Below are 19,188 nucleotides of genomic sequence, written 5' to 3' on the forward strand. Positions count from 1 at the left end.
GTAGGGTCAGGCCGCCTGGTAGGGATGGCGCATCATGATGGTGTGGTCGCGGTCGGGACTGGTCGAGACGATGTCGATCGGCACGCCCGTGGTCTCCTCGATGCGCTGCAGGTAGCGGCGCGCATTGGCCGGCAGCCGGTCGTACGCGGTGACGCCCACGGTGGATTCACTCCAGCCCGGCAGCGTCTCGTACAGCGGCGTGCAGCGCGCGATCTCGTCGGCGCCCATGGGCAGGATGTCGATGGTCTTGCCGTCGAGCTCGTAGCCGGTGCACAGCTTCAGTTCGGGCAGGCCGTCCAGCACGTCCAGCTTGGTGATGCACAGGCCCGTCAGGCCGTTGACCTGGGCCGAGCGCTTGAGCAGCGCGGCATCGAACCAGCCGCAGCGGCGCGAGCGGCCGGTGGTCACGCCCTTCTCGGCGCCGACCGTGCTCATGTGGTAGCCCGGCGTGCCCGGCGTCTGCCAGTCCAGCTCGGTCGGGAACGGACCGCCGCCCACGCGCGTGCAATAGGCCTTGGTGATGCCCAGCACGTAGTGCAGCAGGCCCGGCCCGACGCCGGCGCCGGCCGCGGCGTTGCCGGCCACGCAGTTGCTGGAGGTCACGTAGGGGTAGGTGCCGTGGTCCACGTCCAGCAGCGTGCCCTGGGCGCCTTCGAACAGCAGGTTGGCGCCGGCGCGGTGCGCGTCGTTCAGCTCGCGCGACACGTCGGCGATCATCGGGCGCAACTGCTCGGCGTGGCGCATGGCCTCGGCGTAGACCGCGTCGAAGTCGACCGGCTCGGCGTGCAGGAAACCCGTCAGCACGAAGTTGTGCAGTGCCAGCAGTTCGCGCAGCTTGGCCGCGAAGCGCTCGGGATCGTTCAGGTCCTGCACGCGCAGCGCGCGGCGCGCGATCTTGTCCTCGTAGGCCGGACCGATGCCGCGGCCCGTGGTGCCGATCTTCTCGGTGCCGACCTTCTCGCGCGCGGCCTCGCGCGCCACGTCCAGCGCCGCATGGAACGGCAGGATCAGCGGGCAGGCCTCGCTGATGCGCAGGCGCGAGCGCACCTCCACGCCGGCCTTCTCCAGCCCCTCGATCTCCTCCAGCAGCTTGGCCGCCGACAGCACCACGCCGTTGCCGATGTAGCACTTCACGCCCGGGCGCATGATGCCGCTGGGGATCAGGTGCAGCGCGGTCTTGCGGCCGTCGATGACCAGCGTGTGGCCGGCGTTGTGGCCGCCCTGGAAGCGCACCACGCCCTGCGCGCTCTCGGTCAGCCAGTCGACCAGCTTGCCCTTGCCTTCGTCGCCCCACTGGGTGCCGACCACGACCACGTTGCGGCCCGCGGCCGCCGGATTGCCTGTCTTCATGTCTTCGATTGCCTGTCGGCTACTGGTTCAGATGGCTTGCACGACCCATTGACCGTCCGCGTGCTGCAGCACGCGGTCGCAATGGAACTCATCGACTTCGCTTTCGTGCCCCGGGAGCACGCAGACCACGGTCTCGCCGCGCGCGCGCAGCGCGGCGATGGCCGCATGCAACGCCGCGCCTTCGCCCCACGGCGCACGGATGGCGGCGCGCAGCGGCCGCGGCGGCACGGCCGCGACCAGTTGCTTGAGGTCCAGGCTGAAGCCCACGGCCGGCCGGTCGCGGCCGAACACGGCGCCGACCGCGTCGTAGCGGCCGCCGCGCACCAGCGCGTCGCCGGCCTGCGGCGCATAGATCGAGAAGCGCACGCCGCTGTAGTAGGCGTAGCCGCGCAGGTCGGCCAGGTCCACGCGCACCGTGGCCCGCCCGCCCAGCAGCGTGGCGCAGCGGCGCAGTTCGGCCAGCGCCTGCTGCAGCGCCGGCCGCGCCGGCAGCACGCGCTCGGCCTGGTCGAGCACGCCGGCGTCGCCGTACAGCTGCAGCAACGCCTGCAGCCCCTCGCGGTCGGCCTGCGGCAGCGCGCGCGTCAGGCGCGCCAGCTCGCCGGCATCCTTGGTGGTCAGCGCCTGGTGCGCCTGGGCCTGCACGGCGGGCGGCAGCGCGCCGTCGGGCAGCAGGGCCTCGACGATGCGCGCATCGCTCAGGTCCACGGTCGGCATGTGCAGGCCGGCGGCGGCCAGGCAGTCCAGCGCCAGCAGCAGCACCTCGAAGTCGGCCTCCAGGCCGTCGTGGCCGTAGATCTCGGCGCCGAACTGCAGCGGCTCGCGCGTGGCATGGGCGCGGTCGGGCCGGGTGTGGGCCACTGGGCCGCAATAGCACAGGCGCGCGACGCCCTGGCGGTTCAGCAGGTGGGCATCGATGCGGGCGACCTGCGGCGTGGTGTCGGCGCGCAGGCCCAGGGTGCGCCCGGACAGCTGGTCGACCAGCTTGAAGGTCAGCAGGTCCAGCGCTTCGCCGGTGCCGGTCAGCAGCGACTCCAGGTGCTCCAGCAGCGGCGGCATCACCAGCTCGTAGCCGTAGCCACGGGCGGTATCCAGCAGTGCGCGGCGGAGTTCTTCGATGTGCCGGGCCTCGGAAGGCAAGACATCGGCGATGTGATCCGGCAGGACCCAGGCGGACATGGGAAAACTGTACGCTGTTAAAAGCGGGATTCTACCGGCCTGGCCACGCCGCTCAGGACAGCGCGGCCAGCAGCAACAGCCCCAGCAGCACGCTGCACATGCCGAAGAAGCGGATCTGCCCGTCGGTCAGCGCCAGGATCTGCGCGAACATGCGCCGCCACCCGCCGGGCGAGAGCAGCGGCATCAGGCCTTCGATGACCAGCACCAGGGCCAGGGCGGCCCACAGCGTGTCCACGGATACAGGGGACCGTCAGCGGCCGGCCGCCGCGCCCGCGGCCGGGCTGCGCATGGCGCGGAAGAAGTCCGACGACGGATCCAGCACCATCATGTCGCTCTTCTTGCCGAAGCTGGCCTTGTAGGCCTCCAGGCTGCGGTAGAACTGCGCGAACTGCGGGTCGCGGCCGAACGCCTCGGCATACACCGCGGCGGCCTGGCCGTCGCCCTCGCCCTTGACCTTCTGCGCGTCGCGGTAGGCATTGGCGATCGCCACCTCGCGCTGGCGGTCGGCCTCGGCGCGGATCTTCTCGCCCTCGGCCGCGCCGGTGGAGCGCAGCTCGTTGGCCACGCGGCGACGCTCGGCCTCCATGCGGCGGTAGACCGACTCGGTGATCGACTCCACGTAGTCCACGCGGGTGATGCGCACGTCGATCACGTCGATGCCCCAGGGCCGGCCGCCGCGCACGGCTTCCAGCACCTCGCGCTTGACGTCGGCCATGAGCTCCTCGCGGCGGGAGGACAGCAGGTCGCGCACAGTGCGCTTGTTGATCTCTTCCTGGAAGGCGTTGCGCACCACGCGGTTGAGCTGGTTCGCGCCGGCGCTTTCGTCCAAGCCGACGTTGCGGATGTATTCCGAGGGATCGATCACGCGCCAGCGGATGTACCAGTCGATGACCACGCGCTGGCGCTCGGCCGTCAGCAGCGGCTCGGGGTCGGTGCTTTCCAGCGTCAGCAGGCGCTTGTCCAGGTAGCGCACGTTCTGGAACGGCGGCGGCATCTTGAAGTGCAGCCCCGGCTCGGTGACGACCTTCTTGATCTGGCCGAGCGCGTAGACCACGCCGTACTGGCGCTGGTCCACGACGAACAGCATGGAACTGGCCAGCGCCAGCAGCACCAGCAGCGACGATGCGATGAATCCGACTCTGTTCACTTGTCGCGCCTCCCTAGCGCATGTCGCGTTCGCGGGTGCGGCCGTCGCGGGCGCGCAGGTCGCCGGCAGCGGCCGACGATGGCAGCGGCGGCGGCACGTTCGATGTGGACGACGAACCCGTCGCCGCGCCGGCCAGGCCGGCCTCGCCGAGCGCCGCGGCACCCTGCGTGCCGGACGCCTGCATCAGCTTGTCCAGCGGCAGATACAGCAGGTTGGCGTTCTGCCGCGAGTCGACCAACACCTTGGTCGCGTTGGCATAGACCTGCTGCATGGTCTCCAGGTACATGCGGTCGCGCGTGACCTGCGGCGCCTTCTGGTATTCGGTCAGCACCGAGCTGAAGCGCTGGGCATCGCCCTGCGCCTGCGCGACGATGCGCGCCTTGTAGCCCTGGGCCTCCTCCAGCAGGCGCGACGCGGTGCCGCGTGCACGCGGGATCACGTCGTTGGCATAGGCCTCGGCTTCGTTCTTGGCGCGCTCGCGCTCCTGGCCGGCCTTGAGCACGTCGTCGAACGCGGCCTGCACCTGCTCGGGCGGCCGCACGCCGCTTTGCTGCAGGTTGATGCCGACGATCTCGATGCCGACCTTGTAGCGGTCCAGGATGGTCTGCATCAGCTCGCGCACCCGCGGCGCGATCTGGTCGCGCTCCTCGGCGATCGCCTGATCCATGCGCATCTTGCCCACGACCTCGCGCACCGCGGTCTCGGCCGCCTGCACCACGGCCACCGTCGGGTCCTTGCTCTCGAACAGGAAGGCGCGCGCATCGTTCAGCCGGTACTGCACCGCGAAGCGGATGTCGACGATGTTCTCGTCCTCGGTCAGCATGGCCGAATCGCGCAGGCCGGTGGCCTTGATGATCACGTCGCGGCCGATGTCGATCGAGCGGATCTGCGTCACGAACACCAGCTCATGGCGCTGGATCGGATACGGCAGCCGCCAATTGAAGCCGGCACCGACGGTGGAGTGGTAGCGGCCGAACTGGGTGATGACGGCCTGCTGGCCTTCCTGCACGATGAAGAAGCCGGTGCCCAGCCAGATCAGCACGGCCACGGCACCGATCAGGCCGACACCCAGGCCGGCGCTCTTCATGTCGGGCTGGAAACCACCGCCGCCGCCCATGCCGCCGCCGTTGCGCCCGCCGCCCCGGTTGCCGCCGCCGAACAGCCCGCCGAGCTTGCGGTTGAAGTCGCGCCAGAGTTCGTCCAGGTCCGGTGGTCCCTGGTTGCCACCGCGGTTGGGCGCCTGCCGCGGCGGCTCGTACGGGCGCTCGCCCTCCGGGCGCCGTGCGTCGGGCTTCTCGTCCGGATCGCCGGCCCTGTCGTCTCCACGGCCCCAGCGGGGATCGTTCAGATTGAACATGCCGCGGATTCGGCCGGGCAAGCCCGCCCAGGCCGACGGCCGAGAAGAAAGGTTCATGCGCTCAGATCTCTTGTGGTCAACGGATGATTGTGCCGAAGCGGGGATCGGCCTCATGATACCCAGGGGAATCAGCCGATTCACCGGGCCCCGAGGGTGCGATCTGCTCCGCGCGGCGCGCCAATTCGGCCCGCAGCGCCGCCAGCCCCTCGCCGCTGCGGGCGCTGACGAAGACGCGGTCGATCTGCCGCCCGTCGACCTCCACCGTGTCGGCCAGCTGCAGCGGGCGCTGCGCCGCGTCCAGGGCATCGAGCTTGTTGAACACCAGCAGCTGCGGCACGTCCTCGGCGCCGATCTCGGCCAGCACGCGGCGCACCTCTTCCATCTGCTCGGGATGGTGCAGATTGGAGGCATCGACCACGTGCAGCAGCAGGTCGGCATCGGCGGCCTCCTGCAGCGTCGCGCGGAATGCGTCGACCAGGCCGTGCGGCAGGTCGCGGATGAAGCCCACGGTGTCGGACAGCGACACGGAGCGCCCGGCCTCGCCGAGGTAGAGCTGTCGCGTCGTCGTGTCCAGCGTCGCGAACAGCTGGTCGGCCGCATAGGCGCGCGCCTTGACCAGCGCGTTGAACAGGCTGGACTTGCCGGCGTTGGTGTAGCCCACCAGCGAGATCGTGAACGCTTCGCGCCGCTCGCGCTGGCGCCGCTGCGTGCCGCGCTGGCGCACCACCTTGTGCAGCCGCTCGCGCGTGCGCTTGATGGCCTCGCCGATCATGCGGCGGTCCAGCTCGATCTGGCGCTCGCCCGGGCCGCCGCGCGTGCCGATGCCGCCGCGCTGGCGCTCCAGGTGCGACCAGCGGCGCACCAGCCGCGTGCTGAGGTACTGCAGCCGCGCCAGCTCGACCTGCAGCTTGCCTTCGTGGCTGCGCGCACGCTGCGAGAAGATCGTCAGGATCAGCATCGTGCGGTCGTTGACCGGCAGCTCCAGCGCACGCTCGAGGTTGCGCTGCTGGGCCGGGCTCAGCGCCTGGTCGAACAGCACCTTGGTCGCCTGGTGCATGCGCGCCAGCAGCTTGATCTCCTCGGCCTTGCCGCTGCCGACGAACAGGGCCGCGTCCGGCGCCTTGCGCTTGCAGGTGATGCGGGCCACCGGCTGCAGGCCGGCGGTCTGCGCCAGCAGGCCGAGTTCTTCGAGCTCGGCGTCGAAATGCGGCAGCCCGAAATCGACCCCGACCAGAATGGCCGAGGCCGTCGCCGGGCTCGCAACAGGAAGTTCAGTCAATCGGATGGGACCGGGAGCGCGCACCGCTCGGCGCGCGACGCAGGCCGGTGAGACACCGGCGGAACGGGAGATGTCAGTGCGCGGCGTCCGCGTCGTCCTGGGCCGGCTGGAAGTTCACCGCGCGGCCCGGAACGATGGTCGAGATGGCGTGCTTGTAGACCATCTGCGTCACGGTGTTGCGCAGTAGCACGACGTACTGGTCGAAGGATTCGATCTGGCCCTGCAGCTTGATGCCGTTGACCAGATAGATCGAGACCGGCACGTGCTCGCGGCGCAGTGTGTTCAGGAACGGATCCTGCAGAAGTTGACCTTTGTTGCTCACGATATCCTCCGTGTTCAGACAGTTGTTATTAGGGAGGCAGGAACATACCACAGCGGTCCGGCGCCCTCCGTGGAAATACCGATGTCCTTAGACCTCGTGTTGGGACCTTCAGCGATCCTTCTTGTCGGCATAGGGATTGGCCGAGGTCTTCATCTCGATGCGCAGCGGCGTGCCGGTGAGCTCGAATTCCTTACGGAAGCGGCCCTCCAGGTAGCGCTTGTAGGCATCGGTCACGTGCTCCAGCGAGTTGCCGTGCACGACGATGATGGGCGGGTTCATGCCACCCTGGTGGGCATAGCGCAGCTTGGGCCGGAACATGCCGCTGCGCTTGGGTGCCTGGAACTGCACGGCCTCCAGCAGGAGCCGCGTCAGCACCGGCGTGGACATCTTGCACATGGCCGCCTTGTAGGCCTGGGCGATCGCGCCCCACAGCGGCCCCAGGCCCTGGCGCTTCCGGGCCGAGATGAAGTGCAGCGCCGCGAACTTGAGGAACGCCAGCCGCGTCTCGATCGAGCGCTGCACCAGCTCGCGCTGGTAGGCGTCCACCGCATCCCATTTGTTGATGGCCAGCACCACGGCACGGCCACTCTCCAGGATGTAGCCGGCGATGTGGGCGTCCTGGTCGGTCACGCCCTGCGTGGCGTCCAGCAGCAGCAGCACGACGTGGGCGTCCGCGATGGCCTGCAGCGTCTTGACGACCGAGAACTTCTCGATCGCCTCGAACACCTTGCCGCGCCGGCGCAGGCCGGCGGTGTCGATCAGCTCGAAGCGCTGGCCATGGCGCTCGAACGGCACGCTGATCGCGTCGCGCGTGGTGCCGGGCATGTCGAACGCGACCAGGCGCTCCTCGCCCAGCCAGGTGTTGATCAGCGTGGACTTGCCGACGTTGGGCCGGCCGGCCACCGCGAGGCGGATCACGCCGGGCTCGTCGCCCGCTTCTTCCTCGGGCTCCTCCGGCAACGCCAGCGGCGCCAGCGCCAGCTCGACCAGCGTGCGCACGCCCTGGCCGTGCGCGGCCGAGACGGCATGCACCTCGCCCAGGCCCAGCTCGAAGAACTCGCCGAGCTGGTGGCCCTCGTGCATGCCCTCGGCCTTGTTGGCCGCCAGCACGCAGGGCTTGCCCAGGCGGCGCAGGTAGTCGGCGATGTCGTGGTCCTGCGCCGACAGGCCGGCGCGCGCATCGACGACGAAGATCACCACATCCGCCTCGGCCACGGCCTGGCGCGTCTGCTTGGCCATTTCCTGGTAGATGCCGCTCTCGGCCGTCGGCTCGAAGCCGCCGGTGTCGATGACGATGAACTCGTGCCGGCCCTGCTTGCCGTTGCCGTAGTGGCGGTCGCGCGTAAGGCCGGCGAAGTCGGCCACGATGGCATCGCGCGAGCGCGTCAGCCGGTTGAACAGCGTGGACTTGCCGACGTTGGGCCGGCCCACCAGGGCGATGACGGGCTTCATGGCCGCTGCATCACTCCGGCACGAAGCCGAACACGCCGCCGTTGCGCGTGACCACGACCAGCGTGTCCTCGGCCACGACCGGCGCCGCCGCGATGGGCGAGCCGTCGGTCGCCACGCGCGTCAGCGGCGAACCGTCCTCGCGCGAGACGAAATGCACGAGGCCGGTCTCGTCGCCGACGATGACCGAGCGGCCCAGCGCCAGCGGCGCCGTCAGGCGGCGGTAGCGCAGGCGCTCGCTGACCCAGGCGCGCTCGCCATCGCTGCGGCGCCAGGCCACGAGCCGGCCGTCGGCCTCGGGCCCGTAGACCATGCGCTCGTCGCCGTGCACGCCCTGGTAGCCGGCCGACGGCTTGCTCCAGGCGAGCACGCCGCGCCCGGCATCCACGCAGCCCAGGCTGGCCTGGTAGGCGCGCGCGCAGACCGAGTCGCCGACCCGGCTGACGCGGCCGACCAGATCGACCAGGCGCTCCACGTCGTTGGTGCCGCGCGGCGCGGCGATCGGCACGTCCCAGCGCACCTGGCCGTTCGTCGGGTTCAGCCCCACCAGCCGGCCGCCCAGGCCGACGACCAGGGTGTCGCCCACGGCCAGGATCACGCCGCTCTGGCTCAGCACCAGCGGATCGCCGGGGCGCTGCTGCGACCACAGGCGCCGGCCGCTGCCGCCGTCCAGCGCGGTCACGGAGCGGTCCGTGGCGAGCACGAACACGCGCCCGCCGGCCACCAGCGGCGCGGTGACGACCTGCGCGGTCAGGCGCTGGCGCCACAGCTCGCGGCCGGCCTCCAGCGCCACGATCTCGTTGTCCTGGGTGGCGACGGCCGCGCGCTGGCCATCGCTGCCGACGCCGGCGGACAGGCGGCCCTTGACCGCGCCGCGCCACAGCTCGCGGCCGCTGCGGGCATCGAGCGCCAGCACGGTGCCGTCGCTGCTGGCCAGCGCGACCTGCGCGCCGCTGACATGCACGTCGAGCGGCAAATCGACCCGGCCGACCCTGGCGCTCCAGGCCTGGCGCACGCCCAGCAGGTGCGGATCGGGGCCGAGCTCGGCCGGCTTGGGCTTGCTGGTGCCGCAGCCGGCCAGCAGCGCGGCGGCGGCGAGGCCGAGGAGCGTGCGGCGGGCCGTCATTGGGCGGCTCCCGGCGCAGTGGGGTCCACGCCCAGCGCGTTCAGCTTGACTTCGACCATGCGGCGGTAGTCCACGCGCGGCCCCAGGCCGTCGTAGGCCTTGCGGTACTCGGCCACGGCCTCGGCCTTCTTGTCCTGCGCGGCCAGGATGTCGCCGCGGCGATCGGCGGCCAGCGCGGCGAACTCGCCCGGGAAACTGCCGCCGAGCTGCTTCAGCGCGTCGTCGTAGGCCTTGGCGTCGAGCAGCAGGCCGGCGAGGCGCAGCCGCGCCAGCGCCTGGTAGCCGGGGTCGGACGCCTTCTCGGCGACCCAGGTCAGCGCGGCCCTGGCGCCGTCGGCATTGCCCTTCTCGTGCAGCACCTTGGCGGTCAGCAGGCCGGCCTGCTGCGCGTAGACGGTGCCGGCGTACTTGTCGCGGATGTCGCCGAAGGCGTGCTCCAGCCGGGCGGTATCGCCGGCCTTGGCGGCGCGGTCGACCTCCTCGAACAACGCCGAGGCCTGGGTGGCCTGGCTACGCTGCCAGTACTGCCAGCCGTTCCAGCCGGCAAAGCCGGCCAGCACGAGGATCAGCAGCCAGGTGATGGCGTTGCCGTAGCGCTGCCATAGATGCTTGACCTGGTCGAGCTGTTCCTGTTCTTCGAGATCGAGATGTTTTGCCATGGAGGAAGAAGCGCGATCAGGGGCGCGGAATCAAGCGCGGGATTGTAGGGCGGCGGCCCATTCGGCCGGATCGGCGAGGGAGCGGCGCTGCTGCGCCCCCTGCCCGTCGCGCAAGGCCTTGACGGTCACCTCGCCGGCCGCGGCCTCCTCTTCGCCGAAGATCAGCGCGTAGGCGGCGCCACTGGCGTCGGCCTTCTTGAACTGCGATTTCATGCTGCCGCCGCCGGCGTGCAGCACGACGGCGAGGCCGGCGTCGCGCAACTGCTCCAGCACGGCCATGGCCTGCGGCAGCCGGGCCGGCTGCGGCACGATGGCATAGGCCACGGGCGCGGCGCCGGGCACGGGCAGGCCCAGTTCCTGGATCAGCAGCAGCAGGCGCTCGATGCCCAGGCCGAAGCCCACGGCCGGCGCGGGCTTGCCGCCCATCTGGCCGATCAGGCCGTCGTAGCGGCCGCCGCCGCAGACCGTGCCCTGCGAGCCGAGCTGGTCCGTGACCCACTCGAAGACCGTGAGGTTGTAGTAGTCCATGCCGCGCACCAGGCGCGGGTTCACCCGGTAGGCCAGGCCGGCGGCATCGAGCACGGCGCGCACGGCGTCGAAGTGCGCGCGCGATTCGGCGCCGAGGAAGTCCATCAGCTGCGGCGCCGCCTCGACCATGGCCTGCATGGCCGGGTTCTTGGTGTCCAGGATGCGCAGCGGGTTGCTGTGCAGGCGGCGGCGGGCGTCCTCGTCAAGCACGTCGGCATGGGCCTCGAAATGGCGGATCAGCGCCTCGCGGTGCGCCTGGCGCTCGGCCGGCTGGCCCAGGCTGTTGAGCTCCAGCCGCACGTGCCGGCCTTCGGCCAGGCCGAGCCGCTTCCACAGCGCGCGCGTCAGCAGGATCAGCTCGGCGTCCACGTCCGGCCCGGCGAAGCCCAGGGCCTCGACGTCGAGCTGGTGGAACTGGCGATAGCGCCCCTTCTGCGGCCGTTCGTGGCGGAACATGGGCCCCAGCGTCCACAGCCGCAGCGGACCGTTGTACAGCGCGTTGTGCTCGACCATGGCGCGCACGATGCCGGCCGTGGCCTCGGGCCGCAGTGTCAGCTTGTCGCCGTTCATCGCATCGGTGAAGGAGTACATCTCCTTCTCGACGATGTCGGTCACCTCGCCCAGGCCGCGCACGAACAGCGCGGTCGGCTCGACCACCGGCGTCACGATGTACTGGTAGCCATAGCGCGCCAGCACCTCGCGCACGGTGGTCTCGAACCAGTGCCACAGCGCGGAGTCGGGCAGCTTGTCGGTGCGCGGCACGCTCGCCGGCAATATGTCGTTCATGCCTTTGACGGCATTGATCTTGTCAGCCATGGGAATCCGGGTTCAGGCGGCGCTGGCCGTGGAGGCCTGGCCGAAGCGCTTTTCGATGTAGTGCTCGACGATCTGGTGGAACTCGGCCGCGATGTTGTCGCCGCGCAGCGTCATGGCCTTCTGGCCGTCGATGAACACCGGCGCGGCCGGCGCCTCGCCGGTGCCGGGCAGGCTGATGCCGATGTCGGCATGCTTGCTCTCGCCCGGGCCATTGACGATGCAGCCCATCACGGCGACCTTCAGGCCCTCGACGCCGGGGTACCTGCCGCGCCAGACGGGCATCTGCATGCGCAGGAAGTCGTCGATCTGCTTGGCCAGTTCCTGGAACGTGGTGCTGGTGGTGCGCCCGCAGCCCGGGCAGGCGGTGACGCTGGGCACGAACACCCGCAGGCCCAGGGCCTGCAGGACCTCCGAGGCGATGACCACCTCCTGCGTGCGCGGCTCGCCGGGCTGCGGCGTCAGGCTCACGCGGATGGTGTCGCCGATGCCCTCCTGCAGCAGGATGGACAGCGCCGCGGCCGAGGCCACCGTGCCCTTGGTGCCCATGCCGGCCTCGGTCAGGCCCAGGTGCAGCGGGTAGGTGCAGCGGCGCGCCAGCTCGCGGTAGACGGCGATCAGGTCCTGCACGCCGCTGACCTTGCAGCTCAGCAGGATCTGGCTGCCGTCCATGCCGAACGATTCGGCCAGCTTCGCCGAATCGATGGCCGAGGTGACCAGCGCCTCGTACATCACCTGCCTGGCGCTCCAGGGCTGGGCGCGCCGGCTGTTCTCGTCCATCAGGCCGGCCAGCAGTTCCTGGTCCAGGCTGCCCCAGTTGACGCCGATGCGCACCGGCTTGCCCCAGCGCATCGCGGCCTCGATCATCTGGCCGAACTGCTTGTCCTTCTTGTCGCCCTTGCCCACGTTGCCGGGGTTGATGCGGTACTTGGACAAGGCCTCGGCGCAGGCCGGGTGCTCGGTCAGCAGGCGGTGGCCGTTGTAGTGGAAGTCGCCGATCAGCGGCACGTCGATGCCCATGCGGTCGAGCTGCTCGCGGATGTAGGGCACCTGCGCGGCGGCCTCGGGCGTGTTGACGGTGATGCGCACCATCTCCGAGCCGGCCAGCGCCAGCTCCTTGACCTGGATCGCGGTGCCGATCGCGTCCACCGTGTCGGTATTGGTCATGGACTGCACGCGCACCGGCGCGTCGCCGCCCACGGCCACGATGCGGCTGCCCCAGGCGACGCGGGCCTGGCGGCTGCGGCGGGGGGGGATCGTCGCCGCGGCGATCGGAGTAGCGGGTGGGGTGGTTGGCATGCTCATTTCACCTCGAAGCGCGCCACGCCGCTGCGGGCGGCGGAGCGCACATCCTGTACCTGGCCGCGCACCTGGATCTCGACCGCGTCGATGCGGCCGACCACGACCTCCAGCGGCGGCGTGCCGTCGACCGGCACGCTCTCGCCCGCCTTCAGCGTGCGCCGCAGCAGCACCTTGCCCGTGGCGTCGGTGACCCTGGCCCAGGTCTCGGCCTTGACGTCGAAGCGCAGCAATCCGGCGGCAGGCGGCGGTGCCACCGGGGCCGGCACGGCGGCGTTGGCCGCGGGCTGCGCCGGCGCGAGGGGCGCCGCGGCAACGGCAGGCGCCGGCTCGGCGCCCGGCGCCACGCGTTCGGTGACCAGGCCCGGCGCCGCGGCCTGCGCAGGCTCCTCCGGCACGGTGGCGGCCTCGGGCTCGGCCGGCGCGTCGGCGCCGGTCGGCCACAGATAGATCGCCAGCGCGCCGAGCAGCAGCACGGCCACGGCCCACATGGCCGGGCTCAGCCGCCCGCGCCGCGCCGCGCCGGCGCTGCTGCCGGGCTCGAAGCGCGTATTGATGGCCGGCGGCGCGACCGGCACGTCGGGGCCGCCGATGGCCGGCATCAGGGCCAGCACCGGCTGGGGATCGACCTTCAGGCCGCGGCAGATGCTGGCGGCCAGCCCGCGGGCGAAGGCGATGTCGGGCAGCAGGTCGAAGCGGCCGGCCTCCAGCGCCTCCAGCTTGCGCACCGGCACCTTCAGCGCGGCGGCCAATGCCGCCGCGTGCAGGCCGGCCCGCTCGCGCGCCTCGCGCAGCATGGCGCCGGCCTGCTGGGCCGGGCCGGAGGGCATCGACCCGGAGGGCGCGCCCGCCGCCGATGCCGTCGTCGAGTCCGGGGAAAGGGGAGCGTCACTCATCGAATGCCTGGCGTTCCAGCGCGAGGTACTCGCGCGACTGGGGGAAGCGGTTGCGCAGCTGCAGGGCCAGCTGTTCCATGGCCTGGCGATTGTCCAGGCGACGTTCGACCTTCACGCCCAGCCACAGCGATTCCGCATTCGCGTACTCGGAGTTGTTGATGCGGCGGATGTAGAACTGCGCGCGCGCGTCGTCGCTGCGCTGGTGCAGCAGCTGCGCCAGGTTGTAGCCGGTGATGGGGTTGGCCGGGTCCAGCTCGTAGGAGCGCGCGAAGCTGCGCTCGGCATCGGCCAGTTGCCCGGCGCGCTGCTGGCACATGCCCTGGGCCAGCCAGGTCTTGGCCTTGTCGGCATAGGTCGGGTGCGCCAGCGCCTGGCCGAAGAAGGCGACCGCCTGCTCGTAGCGGCCCTGCTGGCACAGCAGCCAGCCGTAGTTGTGGGCGGTGCCGGGCTCGCGCGGATTCAGGCGCAGCGCCTGGCGGAAGCTCTCCTCGGCCAGCGGCAGGTCGTTCAGCCGCATGTAGACCAGCCCGCGCAGGTTGAAGGCCTCGGCGAACCCCGGGTCGGTGGCCAGCGCGAGCTTGACCTCCTCCAGCGCGACCGTGGTCTGCCCCTGGTCGAAATAGCGCGAGGCCAGTTCCAGCCGCACGCGCGCGCGCCGGCGCGCCTCGGTTTCCTCCGACGGCAGCACCAGGTCGGCCTGCGGCGCCGTGGCCGAAGGGCCGCCGGGCCCCGCGCAGCCGGCCAGCTGCAGCGCACCGGCCAGCGCCAGGCCGCCCAGGGCCCACGCCCCTGCGAAACGCCGGCAGGTCCGCCGCATCGCTCAGCCCCCCGCCGCCAGGCCACCCGCCGGCTGCAGCGGCACCTGCCGCTGCAGCGCGATGCGCTGGGCCACCCGCGTGCGGTCCTTCACGTCGCCGGCCAGTTGGCCGCAGGCCGCGTCGATGTCGTCGCCGCGGGTCTTGCGCACCGTGGTCACGATGCCGGCGTCGGCCAGCAGCCTGGCGAAGGCGGCGACCTGCGGCGCACCGGAGCGCTTCAGGCCCGACGCCGGGAAGGGGTTGAACGGGATCAGGTTGAACTTGCACCACACGCCCTGCGTGCGGTGACGCTCGACCAGCGCGATCAGTTCGCGCGCATGCTCGGGCTGGTCGTTCACGCCGTCCAGCATGCAGTACTCGAAGGTGATGAAGTCGCGCGGCGCATGCGCCAGGTAGCGCTGGCAGGCCGCCATCAGTTCGTCCAGCGGGTACTTGCGGTTCAGCGGCACCAGCTTGTCGCGCAGCGCGTCGCCGGGCGCGTGCAGCGAGACGGCCAGCGCCACCGGGCAGTCCTGCGCCAGGCGGTCGATCATCGGCACCACGCCGGAGGTGGACACCGTCACGCGGCGGCGCGACAGGCCGTAGCCATGGTCGTCCAGCATCACCCGCAGGGCCGGCACCAGCGCCGCGTAGTTCTGCAGCGGCTCGCCCATGCCCATCATGACCACGTTGGACACCACGCGCTCCGCCGTCCCCAGGTGGCGGCGCAGGAAATGCTCGGCGAACCACAGCTGCGCCAGGATCTCGCCGGTCGTCAGGTTGCGGCTGAAGCCCTGGTGCCCGGTCGAGCAGAAGCGGCAGCCGACCGCGCAGCCGGCCTGCGAGGAGATGCACAGCGTGCCGCGGTCGTCCTCGGGGATGAACACGGCCTCCACCGCGTCGCCCGCGCCGACGTCGAACAGCCACTTGATCGTGCCGTCCTGCGACATGTGCTGGGCGACGACCGGCAGGGCCCGCACCGTAGCGCAGCCTTCGAGCTTGCCGCGCAGGGACTTGGCCAGGTCGCTCATCTGGCCGAAGTCATCGGCGCCGCGCTGGTGGATCCAGCGGAACAGCTGGGTCGCGCGAAAGCGCTTCTCGCCCAGGCGCTCGCAGAAGGCGGCGAGGCCGTCGAGGTCGAATTCCAGCAGGTTGGCGGGGGTGGCGGTGCTCATCGTCTGGTCACGCCCCCTGCGCCCGTCCCGCGCCGGCGAAGCCCCCGAACGCGGCGGCAGGGCGCGGGTCGTCGCATGTCAGCGCGAGTAGATGTTGAGGCCCGGGAAGAAGAAGGCGACCTCGGCCTGGGCGGTTTCGGCGGCGTCCGAGCCGTGCACGGCGTTGGCGTCGATGCTGTCGGCGAAGTCCGCGCGGATGGTGCCGGCGGCGGCCTTCTTCGGGTCCGTGGCGCCCATCAGGTCGCGGTTCTTCAGGATGGCGTTCTCACCTTCCAGCGCCTGCACCATGACCGGGCCGGAGATCATGAAGTCCACCAGGTCCTTGAAGAACGGGCGCTCCTTGTGCACGGCGTAGAACTGCTCGGCCTCGGCACGCGACAGGTGCACCATGCGCGCGGCGACGATCTTCAGGCCGGCGGCCTCGAAGCGGGCGTAGATCTGGCCGATCACGTTCTTGGCAACGGCGTCGGGCTTGATGATGGAAAGGGTGCGTTCGAGGGCCATGTCGGTTCGGTTCTGGTTGAAATTTTGATTCGCAGGGATGGCGAATCGTTGAAAGGAAAAGCGCTTCGCGTGCGCGAAAAGCATGGGATTTTAGCCGGTGCGCAATCCTGCATTCCCATGCAGGGCACCGGCCAGGCAGGTGCCGGCGGGCGGTTCAGCGCCCGCGCCCACCGCGGCGGGCGCTACCACCACCGCCGCCGCCCCCTCCCCCGCCGCCGCGGCGGCGCTGCTCCTGGCGCTGGCGCGAGAAGCTGTCGGCGCCGATGTAGCCGAAGGAGGTCTTCATCGGATCGGGCTGCGCACCGCCGCCGCCGGCATTGCCGCCGCCGCGCTTGGCACGCTGGCCGCCCGGCGTGCTGACGGCCAGCGGATTCGGGATCGGCCCTTCGCCCCGGCTGCCGCCCTCGCGGCGCGGGCCGCCCTGCGGCGGCCGGTTCGGCGCGGCCTTCTGGCCGCCGCGCTTGCCGCGCCCGCCGCCGGCATTGCCGCGCGGCTGCCCGGCGGGCGGGGCGGCCTCGCTGCCGCGGCGGTCCTTGCGGTGGTTGCGGCCGGCCGGTTGCGGCTGCGACGCACCGGCCGCGCGCATCAGCGCCTGGATGTCGCGCGCGTCGAGCTCCAGCGCCGCGCCGCGCTTGAGGCCGCGCGGCAGCAGCATCGCGCCGTAGCGGATGCGGATCAGCCGGCTGACGGCACGGCCGACGGACTCGAACATGCGGCGCACCTCGCGGTTGCGGCCTTCGGTGATCGTCACGCGGTACCAGCAGTTGGAACCTTCGCCGCCGCCCTCCTCGATGCTGCCGAACTGGGCCGGGCCGTCGTCCAGCTGCACGCCGTCGAGCAGGCGCTGCTTCTCGTCGTTGCCGAGCGCGCCCAGCACGCGTACCGCGTACTCGCGCTCCAGGCCGAAGCGCGGATGCATCAGCTTGTTGGCCAGTTCGCCGGAGTTCGTGAACAGCAGCAGGCCTTCGGTGTTCAGGTCCAGCCGACCGACCGACTGCCACTTGCCCTGCATGAGCTTGGGCAGCTTGCGGAACACCGTGGGCCGGTTCTGCGGGTCGTCGTGGGTGACGACCTCGCCGGCCGGCTTGTGGTAGGCGATCACGCGCGGCGGCGGCGCGTCGATGCGAATGCGGATCGGCTTGCCGTTGAGCTTGACCTGGTCGCCGTACTGGATGCGCTGGCCGATGTGGGCCGGCTCGTTGTTGACGGTGATGCGGCCTTCGGTGATCAGCTGCTCCATCTCCAGCCGCGAGCCCAGGCCGGCCTGGGCCAGGATCTTGTGCAGCTTGGGCGTCTCGGGCTGCGGCGGCAGCACGCGCTTGGGCGGCGCCAGGTCGGGCGCGGCCTCGTCGGCGTCGAAGCGGCCCGACACCACGTCGGCGAAACGGCTGTCGTCGGCCGGCTCGGCCGCCGCGGCCTGCGGCGGCGGACTTGGCGGGACCTCGGCAGCGGGCAAGGCGGACGCGACGGACTCGAGATCGTGCGCTTCTTCGTCGTCGGGAGGCGTCGTGGCACCGGGAAGTTGGTTCATGGTCGGGATTCCGCAGTTTCGGAAGCGGCGAGGTCAGGAGAAACAAGGGCGGCGGCACCGGGGTCAGCCGCCGCGTCGGCATCGCCCTCCATCGGCAGCGCCGCCTGGGCCGGATCGGCCTCGGCCAGCGCGGCCAGCAGCCGGGCCCGCTGGGCCGGATCGTCGACCACCGGCAGCTGGTCCAGCGACTCCAGTCCCAGGTCGTCCAGGAACTGGCGCGTGGTCGCGAACAGCGCGGGGCGGCCGACGGTCTCGCGGTGGCCGATCACCTCGATCCAGCCGCGATCCTCCAGCTGCTTGAGCACCTGCGCGTTGATGCTGACGCCGCGGATCTCCTCCATGTCGCCGCGCGTGGCCGGCTGGCGGTAGGCGATGATGGCCAGCGTCTCCAGCGCGGCACGGGTGTAGCGCGGCGGCTTCTCGGGGTGCAGGCGGTCCAGGTAGGCGCGCATGGCCGGCCGGCTCTGGAAGCGCCAGCCCGAGGCCACGCTGACCAGCTCCAGCCCGCGCTGCGCCCATTCCTGCTGCAGTTCGGCCAGCAATGCCTTGACGGAGTCGGCGCCCAGCGCGTCGTCGAACAGCACCCGCAGCTCGCGCACGGGCAACGGCTGCGGCGAGCACATCAATGCCGCCTCGAGGACATGCTTGGCCTCTGCCGAATTCATGGCTGGTACGGTTCCGGGGTAGGCACCAAGGGGGTGCGGGCTCGGATGCGTCGCCTTGCGGGCTGCGTATGGCCTCGGCGACGGGCATCGGGCGGGTGCGCTGCGCGCCTTGCTGGAAAAAGGTCGCCTGCGCGGTCAGGGATTGTAGCCCAGCCCCCAATGGGCGAGCGCCGCGCGCAGGTCGTCCGGCAGCGGCGCCTGCAGCGCCAGCGCGGCCCCGGTGATGGGATGCCGGAAGGCCAGCCGCTCGGCATGCAGCGCCTGCCGCGCGAGCCCCGCGGCCGGCGCGCCGCCGTACAGCACGTCGGCCACCAGCGGGTGCCCGATCGACGCCGCGTGCACACGGATCTGGTGCGTGCGCCCGGTGTGCAGCGTGCAGCGCAGCCAGCAGCCGGCCTCGGCCTGGGCCAGGCACTCGAAATCGGTGCGGGCGGCTTTGCCGGCATCGCGTGCCAGGTCGACCACGGCCATGCGCAGGCGCTGGCGCGGGTCGCGGCCGATCGGCGCGTCGACCGTGCGCGTCGCCGGGCCCTGCCAGCGGCGGTGCGCGAGCGCCAGGTACTGCCGGCTGACCTCGCGCCGCGCGATCATGGCCACCAGCGCGTCCATGCAGGCGCGCGTGCGCGCCACGACCATGAGGCCGCTGGTGTCCTTGTCCAGCCGGTGCACGATGCCGGCGCGCGGCAGCGCGGCGGCGGCCCGGTCCAGCGCCAGCAGGCCGTTCAGCAGCGTGCCGCTCCAGTTGCCGGGCGCCGGGTGCACGACCAGGCCGGCCGGCTTGTCGATCACGCGCAGGTGCGCGTCCTCATGCACGATGCGCAGCGGCATCGGCTGGGCCACGAAGGCCTGGCTCTGCTGGGTCGGCCGCAGTTCGACCCGCACCGCATCGCCGATGCGCACGCGCGCGGCGCTCTTGCGCGCCGCGGCGCCGTTCAGGTGCACGGCGCCGCCGTCGATCAACTGCTGCAGATAGCTGCGCGAGAACTCCGGCACCAGCGCCGCCAACGCGCGGTCCAGGCGCTGGCCATGCCAGTCGGCGCCCACGGCGACCGCGCGCCACTCGGGCACGCCGGCCAGTCCCGGCGCGTCTTCCCCGTCTTCGGCCAAGGCAT

At 71.5% G+C, this 19,188-nt stretch carries 19 protein-coding genes; all 19 read right to left on the reverse strand.

What is annotated here, in order from left to right:
• Nucleotides 1-6: 6 nt before the first annotated feature.
• The 19 genes from QM782_RS01635 to QM782_RS01725 all read right to left on the reverse strand — a co-directional run bounded on the left by QM782_RS01635 (nucleotide 7) and on the right by QM782_RS01725 (nucleotide 19,183).
• On the reverse strand, nucleotides 7-1,350 hold the full coding sequence (locus QM782_RS01635) for an adenylosuccinate synthase (RefSeq protein WP_415201199.1): 1,344 nt from the start codon (nucleotides 1,348-1,350) through the stop codon (nucleotides 7-9).
• Nucleotides 1,351-1,377: 27 nt separating this feature from the next.
• On the reverse strand, nucleotides 1,378-2,529 hold the full coding sequence (locus QM782_RS01640; RefSeq protein ID WP_415201200.1) for an ATP phosphoribosyltransferase regulatory subunit: 1,152 nt from the start codon (nucleotides 2,527-2,529) through the stop codon (nucleotides 1,378-1,380).
• Nucleotides 2,530-2,581: 52 nt separating this feature from the next.
• Nucleotides 2,582-2,764 carry a DUF2065 domain-containing protein gene (locus tag QM782_RS01645; RefSeq protein ID WP_415201201.1) on the reverse strand — a complete coding sequence of 61 codons (183 nt, stop codon included), beginning with the start codon at nucleotides 2,762-2,764 and terminating at the stop codon, nucleotides 2,582-2,584.
• 15 nt (nucleotides 2,765-2,779) lie between these two features.
• Nucleotides 2,780-3,676, reverse strand: a complete 897-nt coding sequence (gene hflC, locus QM782_RS01650; RefSeq protein WP_415201202.1) for a protease modulator HflC — start codon at nucleotides 3,674-3,676, stop codon at nucleotides 2,780-2,782.
• Between the two features lie 13 nt (nucleotides 3,677-3,689).
• Nucleotides 3,690-5,090, reverse strand: coding sequence for an FtsH protease activity modulator HflK (gene hflK, locus QM782_RS01655; protein ID WP_415201203.1), 1,401 nt, complete (start codon nucleotides 5,088-5,090; stop codon nucleotides 3,690-3,692).
• Nucleotides 5,091-5,109: 19 nt separating this feature from the next.
• The gene (gene hflX, locus QM782_RS01660) at nucleotides 5,110-6,312 is read right to left on the reverse strand and encodes a GTPase HflX (protein ID WP_415201204.1); all 1,203 of its coding nucleotides are present in this window, start codon (nucleotides 6,310-6,312) and stop codon (nucleotides 5,110-5,112) included.
• 73 nt (nucleotides 6,313-6,385) lie between these two features.
• Nucleotides 6,386-6,634 (reverse strand): RNA chaperone Hfq, encoded by a 249-nt coding sequence (gene hfq / locus QM782_RS01665; RefSeq protein WP_415201205.1) that lies wholly within the window; start codon nucleotides 6,632-6,634, stop codon nucleotides 6,386-6,388.
• A 108-nt stretch (nucleotides 6,635-6,742) separates the two neighbouring features.
• Nucleotides 6,743-8,086 (reverse strand): ribosome biogenesis GTPase Der, encoded by a 1,344-nt coding sequence (gene der / locus QM782_RS01670; protein ID WP_415201206.1) that lies wholly within the window; start codon nucleotides 8,084-8,086, stop codon nucleotides 6,743-6,745.
• A 10-nt stretch (nucleotides 8,087-8,096) separates the two neighbouring features.
• Nucleotides 8,097-9,209: an outer membrane protein assembly factor BamB gene (gene bamB / locus QM782_RS01675; protein WP_415201207.1), complete on the reverse strand. Its 1,113-nt coding sequence runs from the start codon at nucleotides 9,207-9,209 to the stop codon at nucleotides 8,097-8,099.
• Complete coding sequence (locus tag QM782_RS01680) at nucleotides 9,206-9,868, reverse strand: YfgM family protein (RefSeq protein WP_415201208.1); 663 nt, start codon at nucleotides 9,866-9,868, stop codon at nucleotides 9,206-9,208. Before QM782_RS01680 ends, bamB begins: the two co-directional genes overlap by 4 nt.
• 30 nt (nucleotides 9,869-9,898) lie before the next feature.
• Nucleotides 9,899-11,212, reverse strand: coding sequence for a histidine--tRNA ligase (gene hisS, locus QM782_RS01685; protein ID WP_415201209.1), 1,314 nt, complete (start codon nucleotides 11,210-11,212; stop codon nucleotides 9,899-9,901).
• Nucleotides 11,213-11,224: 12 nt separating this feature from the next.
• Nucleotides 11,225-12,508, reverse strand: a complete 1,284-nt coding sequence (gene ispG, locus QM782_RS01690; protein ID WP_415201210.1) for a flavodoxin-dependent (E)-4-hydroxy-3-methylbut-2-enyl-diphosphate synthase — start codon at nucleotides 12,506-12,508, stop codon at nucleotides 11,225-11,227.
• 2 nt (nucleotides 12,509-12,510) lie between these two features.
• Nucleotides 12,511-13,404 carry a helix-turn-helix domain-containing protein gene (locus QM782_RS01695; protein ID WP_415201211.1) on the reverse strand — a complete coding sequence of 298 codons (894 nt, stop codon included), beginning with the start codon at nucleotides 13,402-13,404 and terminating at the stop codon, nucleotides 12,511-12,513.
• The gene (pilW, locus tag QM782_RS01700) at nucleotides 13,397-14,221 is read right to left on the reverse strand and encodes a type IV pilus biogenesis/stability protein PilW (protein WP_415201212.1); all 825 of its coding nucleotides are present in this window, start codon (nucleotides 14,219-14,221) and stop codon (nucleotides 13,397-13,399) included. The genes QM782_RS01695 and pilW overlap by 8 nt, the downstream gene beginning before the upstream one ends.
• A gap of 3 nt (nucleotides 14,222-14,224) precedes the next feature.
• A complete protein-coding gene (gene rlmN / locus QM782_RS01705; RefSeq protein ID WP_415201213.1) occupies nucleotides 14,225-15,376 on the reverse strand; it encodes a 23S rRNA (adenine(2503)-C(2))-methyltransferase RlmN in 1,152 nt (383 codons plus the stop codon).
• A 78-nt stretch (nucleotides 15,377-15,454) separates the two neighbouring features.
• Nucleotides 15,455-15,880: a nucleoside-diphosphate kinase gene (ndk, locus tag QM782_RS01710; protein WP_415201214.1), complete on the reverse strand. Its 426-nt coding sequence runs from the start codon at nucleotides 15,878-15,880 to the stop codon at nucleotides 15,455-15,457.
• Between the two features lie 154 nt (nucleotides 15,881-16,034).
• The gene (locus QM782_RS01715) at nucleotides 16,035-17,411 is read right to left on the reverse strand and encodes a pseudouridine synthase (protein ID WP_415201215.1); all 1,377 of its coding nucleotides are present in this window, start codon (nucleotides 17,409-17,411) and stop codon (nucleotides 16,035-16,037) included.
• Nucleotides 17,408-18,076, reverse strand: a complete 669-nt coding sequence (scpB, locus tag QM782_RS01720; RefSeq protein ID WP_415201216.1) for an SMC-Scp complex subunit ScpB — start codon at nucleotides 18,074-18,076, stop codon at nucleotides 17,408-17,410. The genes QM782_RS01715 and scpB overlap by 4 nt, the downstream gene beginning before the upstream one ends.
• 135 nt (nucleotides 18,077-18,211) lie before the next feature.
• Complete coding sequence (locus tag QM782_RS01725; RefSeq protein ID WP_415201217.1) at nucleotides 18,212-19,183, reverse strand: RluA family pseudouridine synthase; 972 nt, start codon at nucleotides 19,181-19,183, stop codon at nucleotides 18,212-18,214.
• Nucleotides 19,184-19,188: the final 5 nt, after the last annotated feature.

It is taken from the genome of Pseudorhodoferax sp. (assembly GCF_047601025.1).
GTDB lineage: Bacteria > Pseudomonadota > Gammaproteobacteria > Burkholderiales > Burkholderiaceae_C > Pseudorhodoferax.